Source organism: Lapidilactobacillus luobeiensis (assembly GCF_024345205.1).
Taxonomy (GTDB): domain Bacteria; phylum Bacillota; class Bacilli; order Lactobacillales; family Lactobacillaceae; genus Lapidilactobacillus; species Lapidilactobacillus luobeiensis.
The window spans coordinates 117335-128568 of the sequence record NZ_BROC01000002.1; the positions used below are offsets into that span (position 1 = coordinate 117335).

At 47.5% G+C, this 11234-nt stretch carries 10 protein-coding genes; all 10 read left to right on the forward strand.

Annotation, left to right across the window (positions count from 1 at the left end):
* Positions 1 to 19: 19 nt before the first annotated feature.
* The 10 genes from OCU21_RS01555 to OCU21_RS01600 all read left to right on the forward strand — a co-directional run bounded on the left by OCU21_RS01555 (position 20) and on the right by OCU21_RS01600 (position 11155).
* Entirely contained in the window at positions 20 to 874 is an 855-nt protein-coding gene (locus OCU21_RS01555; RefSeq protein WP_261805737.1) for a cell division protein FtsQ/DivIB, read from the forward strand.
* 13 nt (positions 875 to 887) lie between these two features.
* Complete coding sequence (locus tag OCU21_RS01560) at positions 888 to 1025, forward strand: hypothetical protein (protein WP_261805738.1); 138 nt, start codon at positions 888 to 890, stop codon at positions 1023 to 1025.
* A gap of 120 nt (positions 1026 to 1145) precedes the next feature.
* Positions 1146 to 2480, forward strand: coding sequence for a cell division protein FtsA (gene ftsA / locus OCU21_RS01565; RefSeq protein ID WP_261805739.1), 1335 nt, complete (start codon positions 1146 to 1148; stop codon positions 2478 to 2480).
* An 86-nt stretch (positions 2481 to 2566) separates the two neighbouring features.
* Positions 2567 to 3808: a cell division protein FtsZ gene (ftsZ, locus tag OCU21_RS01570; RefSeq protein ID WP_261805740.1), complete on the forward strand. Its 1242-nt coding sequence runs from the start codon at positions 2567 to 2569 to the stop codon at positions 3806 to 3808.
* A gap of 20 nt (positions 3809 to 3828) precedes the next feature.
* Complete coding sequence (locus OCU21_RS01575; protein WP_261805741.1) at positions 3829 to 4287, forward strand: cell division protein SepF; 459 nt, start codon at positions 3829 to 3831, stop codon at positions 4285 to 4287.
* Positions 4288 to 4291: 4 nt separating this feature from the next.
* Positions 4292 to 4576 (forward strand): YggT family protein, encoded by a 285-nt coding sequence (locus OCU21_RS01580; protein WP_261805742.1) that lies wholly within the window; start codon positions 4292 to 4294, stop codon positions 4574 to 4576.
* 59 nt (positions 4577 to 4635) lie between these two features.
* Positions 4636 to 5442, forward strand: coding sequence for a YlmH family RNA-binding protein (locus tag OCU21_RS01585; RefSeq protein WP_261805743.1), 807 nt, complete (start codon positions 4636 to 4638; stop codon positions 5440 to 5442).
* Between the two features lie 12 nt (positions 5443 to 5454).
* Positions 5455 to 6390, forward strand: coding sequence for a DivIVA domain-containing protein (locus OCU21_RS01590; protein WP_261805744.1), 936 nt, complete (start codon positions 5455 to 5457; stop codon positions 6388 to 6390).
* A gap of 225 nt (positions 6391 to 6615) precedes the next feature.
* Entirely contained in the window at positions 6616 to 9414 is a 2799-nt protein-coding gene (ileS, locus tag OCU21_RS01595) for an isoleucine--tRNA ligase (RefSeq protein ID WP_261805745.1), read from the forward strand.
* A gap of 304 nt (positions 9415 to 9718) precedes the next feature.
* Complete coding sequence (locus OCU21_RS01600) at positions 9719 to 11155, forward strand: MFS transporter (RefSeq protein ID WP_261805746.1); 1437 nt, start codon at positions 9719 to 9721, stop codon at positions 11153 to 11155.
* The last annotated feature ends 79 nt before the right edge of the window (positions 11156 to 11234 follow it).

Sequence of the window (11234 nt, forward strand, 5' to 3'; positions counted from 1 at the left end):
ACTCAAGCAAATTAAGGAGGTGGGGGCCATCGCTTCAAACAATGGAAAATCAGGGATCGCACAGACGGACCCCAACTCTGCAATCAAGACTTGGGAGGATTTCAAAACCAAGACCGCCCAGCGGCAGAAAAAAAAGCGGCCCCGGCCGGTCACGAAAAAATTACCGCAATATCACCGTCACCAAACCTTGAGAATCGCCTGGCGCTTATTGCTGATTTTCTTGATTTTTGGGACTGGTTTGGTTGGTTTAGGTTATTATATTTCACCTTATGCGCGGATCGCGACCGTCTCAGTGAAGGGTGTGGAGATCACCGCCGCCCAAGATGTGATCGATGCCAGTCAGTTGAATACTGAGAGCAATGTGTTGCTGACCGTTGCCACGCGGCGCAAGCTGGAACAACGGTTGAAACAAGAATTGCCAGCTTTGCGATCAGTGACGGTGATTTTGACCAATTGGAATAAAATCGAGCTTCGCGTCAAAGAGGAGCCGACGGTTGGTTTTTTTGCCAAGAAGGATGGCTATCAACGCATCTTCGCCAACGGGAAATTAGATTCGCAGCTAATGAATAAACCAATCGGCAATTTTCCGGTTTATGCCGGATTTACACCAGGGACAGCCTTGAACAATGTCATTCAACTTTATGCGCAGATCCCAGATCAGATCCAAAATGCGATCTCAGAGATCAAATCTGACCCTAGCCAGGCCAATCCTTATCGGATCCATTTATATATGAATGATGGTAATGAAGTGATCGCCGATTCACGTACGGTGATCAAACGGCTGAAGTATTATGGTAATATCGTCAGTCAAACGACACAAAAGGGGATTGTCGATCTAGAAGTCGGCGCTTTTTTTACCCCTTTCAGTAAATAGGTGAGTGCGACTGGTGACTAAAACCGATCGCTTTAGTGATCTGACCATTATCACGGCAGAAATGGCTGGCGAGATGCCACTATTTTCTCATCTTTCTGGTGGTGAAAGGCGAATTTATTTCTCGAGCGGTCGTGCGCTTGCTAAAAGTTGAAAGTTCTTTGTTCTGGCAAGGAAAATCAGTTTATTAACTAGGGCTTGATGTGGTAAACTTTAAGGAGTACTAGTATTTTTTGAATAATAAATAAATGTGAAATCGAGGAGGCTTTATTGGATGGATAAAGCTCAAGTATATGTGGGCCTCGATATTGGGACAACTGCAATTCGGGTGATCGTTGGCGAGGCTGTCAACGGACAATTGAATGTTATCGGCGTTGGTAGCGAACGGTCACAGGGTCTAAAAGACGGTGTGATCGTGGATATCGATAAAGTCGTGACCGCAACGCGAACCGCAGTCCAACAGGCTCAGACCAAGTCTAATTTAAAGTTTGATCAAGTTGTTGTTGGTGTGCCCGCAAAGGATCTGATGATCGAACCGGCGCATGGGATGATCATTGTTGCGGAGCAGCCTAAAGAAGTCAGCGAGATCGAAGTTTTTAACGTTGCCACAGCGACCTTATCACGCAATGTTCCCGCAGAACGAGAAGTCGTGGCGATCACGCCGGAACAGTTCATTGTGGATGGTCAAGGCGGGGTGACTGATCCGCGCGGGATGTCGGCGACGCGAATCGAGTTGGAAGCACTGGTTTATTCAGTCCCACGGATCGTCGTCAATAATATCCGTAAGGTATTAGAAAAAGTCGGATTGCGGCTCAAACATTTTGTGCTCAATCCATTAGCTTTGGCTCAATTGGCGCTGAATGATGGTGAGCAAGATTTCGGTACAGTCCTGATCGACATGGGTGGTGCTCAGTCAACGGCTTATGTGATCCATGATCATCAACTGAAGTATGTTGCGGTGGATGATGAGGGTGGACTCAATCTGACCAAAGACGTGTCGATCGTTTTGAATACGTCTGTTGATAATGCCGAAAAGATCAAACGAGATTATGGTGTGGCGGATCCTGACCAAACAACGGCTAATGAGAAGTTTCCAGTTGAAGTAGTCGGCAAAGATGAACCGGTCTTAGTCGAAGAGACCTATCTGGCAGAGATCCTTGAGGCGCGCTTTGAACAGATCTTTGAACGGTTGGACCATGACTTAGCCAAGGTCGGCGCTTTGGAACTGCCTGGCGGAGTCGTTTTGACCGGTGGCGTCGCCGAGACCGTGGCGTTGGTTCCTTTGGTAGAACGGTTATTGAACGTTTCGGTCCGACTTTATTCACCTCAAGAAATGGGGTTACGTAACGCCGGCTTCGCGACCGGGTTAGGCCTGATCGCCTATGCAACAGGGTTGAGTGAGATCGAACTATTGGTGACTAGTGTCATCAATCACGGCGCTTTGGATGCCACGATGAGTGCGAACTTACCGGAAGAACCGCTTGCTGCCCCAACTCAAAAACGAAAAACAGCGCAACCGTCAGCAACGCAGGCGGAACCTGAGGAGCATCAGGAAAAGAAACATAAACGCGGTGGGCTACGTAGTTTTATCCGCAATTTCTTTGATTGAGCCGATCAAGGCCTGATCTGTAAGTGAGTTACGCGTCACGCGATTAAGAAGATTAAGATGAGATAGGAAACTTAGGAGGAAAACGTATGGATTTTGCAATGGATCCCCAACAAAGTACAGGACCAGTAATTAAGGTCATTGGTGTCGGCGGTGCTGGTGGGAACGCCCTTGACCGCATGATCGAAGAAAGTATCAAAGGTGTGCAATTTATTGCTGCCAATACCGATCTGCAAGTTTTGACGAAATCAAAAGCGGATATCAAAATCCAGATCGGGCCTAAATTGACTCGGGGTCTTGGTGCTGGCTCAACTCCTGAGGTTGGCGAGAAAGCGGCTGAAGAAAGTGAAGAAGTCCTGACTGAAGCCTTAAAAGGTTCAGATATGGTCTTTGTAACTTGCGGTATGGGTGGCGGTACTGGTACCGGCGCGGCGCCAGTGATCGCGCGGATCGCCAAAGACCTCGGCGCCTTGACCGTTGGTGTCGTTACGCGGCCCTTCACATTTGAAGGACCAGATCGAAGCCGTTTTGCCGCTGAAGGCATTGCTGAACTGAAGCAGCATGTGGACACCTTGGTGATCATTTCGAACAACCGCCTATTGGAGATCATTGATAAGAAAACGCCATTGAATGAAGCCTTCCATGAAGCTGATAATGTTTTACGTCAAGGGGTCCAAGGCATCTCTGATTTGATCACAGCCCCAGGGATCGTCAACTTGGACTTCGCTGATGTGACCAATGTCATGAAAAACCAAGGTTCAGCCTTGATGGGAGTTGGGTCTGCCAATGGTGAAAATCGGATCGCCGAGGCTACGAAGAAGGCGATTTCTTCACCGCTTCTGGAAGTATCGATCCAAGGAGCTAAGAAGGTTTTGCTGAACATCACTGGCGGTCCCGACTTATCCTTGTATGAAATGGAAGCGGCCGCAGGGATCGTTTCTGACGCGGCGTCCTCCGATGTTAATATTCTTTGGGGGACCGCGATCGATGAAAGCTTGGGCGATGAGGTCCGGGTAACAGTGATCGCAACCGGGATCGAAGAATTGGATGGCAAGCGGCGGCGTCCGCAAGCGCCAGTTAACCATCAACAAACCAACAATGCGGCAGCTCCAGCCAATCATAGCGATAACCAACAGCAAGATGGCAAATTTGGTGGGGATTGGAATATTTTGAATACCAACGTCAGCAAGCGTGAAGATGTCGATCAGCAGTTTGCTGATATTGAAAAGCAAGACTTTGATGTTTATCAAACCCGTCAAAACTCGGGTCAAAGTGAGAAAAAGGACGAAGATAACGATGTGCCGCCGTTCTTTAAACGTCGGCGTCAATAAGCAAAATGAGGTGAAGTATCATGGCATTTGAGAAACTCAGTCGCTTCTTCGGGATCACAGATGATGATGATTATGCAAACGAAGGTGACTATGATGAGACAGATTACGAAAAAAAAATGGAACAGGCCGTACCCGATTTCAAACCTAGTGGCGTGCCTGCAGGTCGTAACGCCAAGGTGGTCCCGATGAATCAAGCAGGACGCAATCTAGATCGTAAAATCGTGATTTTTGAGCCCCGGATCTACGCTGATGCCAAAGAGATCGCGACTAATCTACTGGAAAATCAGGCCGTGATCGTCAACTTTAGTCAGCTCGAGGATAGCCAGGCCCGCCGGATCGTTGATTTTCTGACTGGCACGGTTTTTGCCATGAAAGGCGAGATCCAAAGGGTCGGCGAACAGATTTTCCTGTGTACACCACCTAAGTTTGAGATCGAAGGCGCCATTACTGATACACTTAAAAACGAACAAGGACTCTGATTGAATGACGACTTTTATTATTGGATTATTTAGACTGATCGAGATTCTCCTGAGTGTTTATAGTGCTGGTATTGTGATCTACGCGCTGATGTCATGGGTCCCCAACGCGCGTGGTTCGCGTTTCGGCCAAATTTTGGCTCGGTTGGTCGGTCCTTTATTTGAGGCGATCGAACGTATCTTACCCTCGATTTTTGGTTTGAGCTTTTCGCCGATCATCGCGCTTTTGATCGTGACTGGGGTACAATGGGCGTTCGGCCAATTAGAAATGTTGCTTTTAGGCTTGTTTTAGCAGGGATCATTGCTCTTCCTTGATCAGGATCAGGAATCACTAATAAGGAGGTGTTGGCCATGGATAGTGCCGTTTTTCAACATTTTAGACCAGAAGAGCGTCCATTTATCGAGCGGATCGGCGAATGGCAGAATCAGGCGTTGGATGAGTATCGACCTATTCTCACCAATTTCCTCGATCCGCGTCAGATGTTCCTGATCGAAACGGTGATCGGGAAGCTTGATGAAAGTTTTCGCTATTGGCAGGCGGGCGGCTATAATCAGGCCGAGCGTAAACGCGTTATTTTTGCACCAGGATATTATCAACCGCAAAATGAGGATTACCAGATCCGATTGTTTGAGATCAAATACCCGGTGAAGTTTGCGGAGTTATCACATGGTAAGATCCTAGGGACGTTGATCAATTCTGGGATCGATCGTAGTCAGTTTGGCGATATCATCACAGATGGTGAGCGTTGGCAATTTTTTGGTGTGGCAAGCATGGCTGATTTCTTTACGGAACAGATCACGAAGATCGGATCGATCAATGTCCGGGTCCTGCCTTTGACCAGTATTGAAACGTTGGTCCCGGCCAATGATTGGGTCGCAGAGTCATTAGTGGTCAGTTCGATGCGTCTAGATACGATCGTTGCAGATACATTCAATATCTCTCGACAACGAGCTAAGAATTTGATCGAAGCGCAGCAGGTCCAAGTCAATTGGACGATCGTTGGTCAACCTGATTTTCAAGTTGATCTGTTAGATATGTTGAGTGTTCGTAAGTTTGGTCGAGTTCAGGTGAAAAATGTTCTTGGTCAAACGCGCAAAGCGCATTATAAATTGGAAATCGGTACCTTGCGTCGTCATCCCTTGAAGGGGCAAGGATAAGGAGGAATTTTCATGGCATTGAAACCAGATGATATTCGAAATAAGGATTTTGAAACCAAATTTCGTGGCCTCGATCCTGAGCAAGTCAAACCTTTCTTGGCCCAGATCGCCACAGAATTGGGAGCTTTGCAAGAACAGAACCAGCAATTGACCCAATCATTGAAAGAAAGCCAAGAAAGAGTCAGCTACTTTACTGACTTGAAAGATGCTTTGAATCAATCGATCATCGTGGCCCAGAATGCGGCGGATCGGGTCAAGAACAACGCGCAACATGAGGCGGATATGATCAAGACTGACGCTGAGAAGCAGTCCAAGCAAATGCTGACCGAAGCGACCGAACGTTCCAATCAGATCTTACAAGATGCTTCGGAACGGGCTCGTCATTTGACGATCGAAACCGATGATTTGAAGAAAGACACGCGGGTCTTCCATCAACGCTTGCAAGTTCTGCTGGAGTCCCAATTAGCAATGATCAAGACCCCAGAATGGCAAGCTTTATTAGGTAAAAGCACGGAAAGTAGTAATCGGGTCGGGGCGTTATTAGACCAGCCGATCGATCGTGACCATCATGCCCTTAAACCAGTAACGCCTCCGGATCGGACTGAACCAACTGGAACAACGGCTGGCGGATCAGTGGATGCGGAGTCAGCAGAGCAACCTGCTGATCCTACTACTGGGTCGACTGATCCTGATCCTGCACCAGAGACAACGCCAAGCAACCGTCCTGTTGATCCGGCCGCAGAATTTGCTGAGAAATCACAACCAGAAGCAATCGTTCCAGAGATGCCAGATGTACCAGAAACAGCGACGGATACACCAGTTTTTCATTACCGCAACCATGGCAACCAAGGTACTGGTGATTCCGAAACAACGGCGACTGGTGATCAGATCCCAGATAACCAAAATTATGGTGGCGTAACGATTGTTTTTCCTGATGAAAACGAGTAAGATATAGCTATTATGTGAAATTCTAAAGCCAAACTATCTTTGATCCTTATTAGCGAGCTGATGACAGTGCAAGTTCAGCAGGCCCTGATCGATGGTGCATCACTTTGGAAGAACAATTAAAAACAACAATAAAGTGGAAAAGGTAACTTTTCAATTTAGGTGGTACCACGGGAATCTCGTCCTATTTTAGGCGGGATTTTTTTATTGTTTTAAGGAGGAACTGGAATGCGAGTCAAAGATACCTTACATTTAGGAAAAACTGCTTTTCCAATGCGGGGCAATTTACCAAAACGAGAACCAGAATGGCAAAATGAATGGGAAGAAAATCAGGTCTACCAGCAACGCCAGAAATTAAACGCAGGCAAGCCGACCTTTATTCTTCATGATGGACCGCCATTTGCCAATGGTAATATCCATTTAGGTCATGCCTTGAATAAGATCAGTAAAGATATCGTCGTGCGTTACAAATCAATGCACGGGTTTCGCGCGCCTTATGTACCAGGTTGGGATACTCATGGTTTGCCGATCGAACAACAATTGACTAAAAAGGGGATCGATCGCCGCAAAATGCCTTTGGTCGATTACTTGGAATTATGTCGCAAGTTTGCCTTAGAGGAGATCGATAAGCAACGCGTTGGTTTCAAGCGGCTAGGGGTGGCTGGCGATTGGGACCATCCTTACATCACGTTGCAACCAAAATTTGAAGCGGAAGAAATCCGCTTGTTTGGGGAAATGGCCGCGAAAGGCTACATCTACAAGGGGAAAAAGCCTGTTTATTGGTCACCTTCTTCTGAATCAACACTTGCTGAGGCGGAGATCGAGTATCATGATATCAAATCGCCGTCGATCTATGTGGCTTTCAAAGTGGTTGATGGCAAGGGCGTCCTGACTGATGACACGTCGCTGGTCATTTGGACGACAACGCCGTGGACGATCCCGGCCAATGAGGCGATCTGTGTCAATCCACGTTTTGATTACAGCGTTGTTTTGGCAGATGGGCACAAATACGTTTTTGCAACGGAACGTTTAGCGGCCGTTCAAGCAGCATTAGGTTTTGAGAATGTTGAAACGCTCAAGACCGTCAAAGGCGCCGACTTAGAATTTATTACAGTGCAGCATCCCCTGTATGAGCGGACATCACTGGTCATCTTGGGCAACCATGTTACTCTCGATGATGGGACTGGCCTTGTCCATACTGCACCAGGACATGGGGCAGACGACTTTAACGCCGGCTCGAAGTATCATTTGCCGGTTCTTTCCGTGGTTGACGCGCAAGGGAAAATGACAGCTGACGCGCCTGGATTCACTGGTGTTTTTTATGATGATGCCAATAAATTAGTCACGGAAGCACTAACTAAAAAAGGTGCCTTACTGAAATTAAGTTTCTTTACTCATAGTTACCCTCATGATTGGCGGACGAAAAAGCCAGTTATTTTCCGAGCGACCAGCCAATGGTTTGCGTCGATCGACGCGTTCCGTGATCAGATCTTAGCGGCGATCAAAGATGTGAAGTTCAAGCCGGATTGGGGCCAGACACGACTTTATAATATGATCCGTGATCGCGGCGATTGGGTCATTTCTCGACAACGGGCCTGGGGTTTACCACTACCGATCTTTTACGCGGAAGATGGCACAGCGATCATTACGCCAGAAACGATCGCCCATGTCGCTGATCTTTTTGAAAAGCACGGATCGATCATTTGGTTTGAAAAAACAGCCAAGGAACTTTTACCAGCCGGCTTTACCCATCCAGGCTCACCAAATGGTGAATTCACCAAGGAAAAAGATATTTTAGATGTTTGGTTCGATTCAGGGTCGTCTCATCGTGCGGTTTTACAGACGCGGCCAGAATTGAGTTTCCCTGCTGATTTGATCATTGAAGGTTCCGATCAGTATCGCGGTTGGTTCAACTCCAGTTTGATCACCAGTATGGCGACAACCGGACAAGCACCTTATCGTCAGATCATGTCACAAGGCTTCGTTTTAGATGATAAAGGTCATAAAATGAGCAAGTCATTGGGCAATGTGATCGATCCTAATGATATTTTCAGACAAATGGGTGCAGAGATCATCCGGCTCTGGGTGGCTTCAGTGGACAGTAGTTCTGATGTGGCAGTCTCAATGGAGATCCTGCGGCAGATGTCTGAAGTTTATCGGAAGATCAGAAATACTTTCCGCTTTATGCTAGCTAATGTCGCGGATTTTGATGTGCAGAAGGATTCAGTGCCGACGGCGGCGATGCGGGAAGTCGATCGTTTCTTGCTGGCTCGTTTGCACCAAGTCAATGCCCAAGCGATCAACGCTTATGATGAGCTTGACTTTGCGACAGTCTTCAAACAGATCAATAATTTCTTAGTCAACGATCTGTCCGCGTTCTACTTAGATTTCGCTAAAGATGTGGTTTATATCAAAGCGGCGAACGATCCTAGTCGTCGGGCGATGCAAACTGTGATCTATCAGGCGTTAGTGACGCTGACGAAGTTATTGACACCGATTTTGCCACACACCAGCGAAGAGATCTGGTCTTATTTGGCGGAACCGGAGCAATACGTTCAATTGGCAGAGATGCCAGTGGCGACCGTCAGCGCAGCCGAACAGACCTTATTGGATAAGTGGACGGTGATCATGACTTTCCGTGATGGGGTCCATCGTGCATTGGAAGTTGCCCGGAACGAAAAACTGATCGGCAAGTCTTTAGAAGCGCACGTGACGCTTTATCCCACAGCTGCCTTTCGTCCCGTTTTGACCGATCTGGCTGATGATTTAGCCGAACTATTGATCGTTTCACAGTTGACGATCAGCAGTAGTGACAAGGCAGCGGCGCCAGATACTGCTACTGCGTTCACTGACTTTGCGATCGTCGTTGCCCATGCGACCGGCGATGTTTGCGAACGCTGTCGCAAGACGCTGACCAGCGTCGGCCAAGATGCTGAATTACCAACATTTTGTGCGGATTGTGCCCAGATTGTTCGTCACGAATTTCCTGAGGCCATAACTGCAGGTTTTGAGCGGAAGACGAATTGATTTTCAGAAAAGATTTCAGAATTTTGAACTCTTATTGAAAAAACAAAATTGCTTTTGCAATTTTGCTTTTCTGGGTTTAAACTATAACCAACGAAAAGATAAATATTGTAAAAGGCTGAGTCAAAGCAGATTGATTGACACAGCCTTTTATTTTGTCTTAACTAGGGAGTCTAGCGGTAAGTAGTAGACGCTCATGGCTAGATGGCCACTTTAGGTCGACTTCAGGACAGCCGTTTCGCGGCTGGTCACCAGTCAAAATGGCCGGTTCGTGTAAATTTAGAAAGAATAGTGGAGTGAACGATCAATGAACAAGAATTATTTAAATGATCCGCGGGTCCAAGCCAAGCGTTGGTTGATTTTAACGGCGGTCGGGATGTTTACCTTTATGGCGACCTTGGATGCCAGTATTGTGAATATCGCGTTGCCGACCATTAGCAAAGATCTGGCTATTCCGATGAATCAGGCGGAATGGATCGTTTCGGTCTACTTGATGATGATCTGCGCCTTATTGCTGTTTTTCGGAAAATTAGGCGATATTTTCGGAAAGATCCGTATTTTTCGTTTGGGCACGATCTTATTTATCGGCGGTTCATTGCTTTCAGGTTTCAATCAAGGGCTGAGCTTACTCTTGGTCGGTCGGGTGATCCAGGCTTTGGGCGCGGCGATGACCATGAGTACGAACAATGGCATTATTACAGAAGTATTTCCCCTGAACGAACGGGGCAAGGCGCTGGGTTGGATCGGCAGTTTCGTCTCTTTGGGGAGCATTGCCGGGCCAGGCATCGGTGGGCTGATCTTAGCAAAATGGTATTGGGGCAATATTTTCTGGATCAATGTTCCTGTGGGCATCTTGACGTTTATCTTAGGCATCTTTGTTTTGCCAGCGGATCTATCTAAAACACCGGCGCGGATCGATTGGTTAGGGACGATTTCTTTTGCGGTGGCGATCCTAGGACTCTTTGGCGGGATCTTTATCGGTCAAGACATTGGTTACAGTCATTGGGCCGTGATCGGTCTGTTATTATTGGCCGTGCTCGCGTTGATTATTTTCTTTCATCATGAGCGTCGGACGCCGGAACCCATGCTACGTCTGACGATCTTCAAAAATATTGATTTCTCACTGAGCTTATTGACTGCTTTGATGATTTTTGTGGTCAACTTTATTTTCAACGTGATCGCGCCGTTCTACTTACAAAACGCGCGGGGGTTAGCGGCCAATACTTCTGGTTACTTATTGATGGTTTTCCCGATCATCCAAGTATTGGTCGCGCCGATCGCTGGTTCGATCTCGGATCGGATCGGACCGGAAAGTTTGACCTTCTGGGGGCTGGTTTTGATCACGGTCAGTCAGATCGGCTATTTCTTGACGGATCTGCAAAGCCCGTTATGGCTGTTCACCGCGTTTGTCGGTTTGGTCGGTTTCGGCAATGGCCTTTTTCAGGCGCCAAATAATACGATCGTGATGAGTTCTGTCGCCACCAAAGATCTGGGCATGGCCGGCGGGATCAATGGGTTGGCGCGGGAGTTGGGAATGGTGATCGGGATCACTTTTGCGACGACGATCCTGTTTTCGGCAATGAGCCAACAGTTGGGGCGCCACGTCACCACTTATTTGCCGCAGCATCCTGCAACCTTTATTTACGGCATGAAGGTCACTTTTATCATTTCGATCGTTCTGAGTTTGGTGGCCACGATCTTAACGGGGTATCGTTGGTTGAAGCACCGCCGCCAAACAGTGTAAAATCAGCAACCTTGGAGAACTGAGCCGGTGTGATCTTACCGCTAGAAATTAGATCAAAAAAGCGGCGTCGCTTTTGACA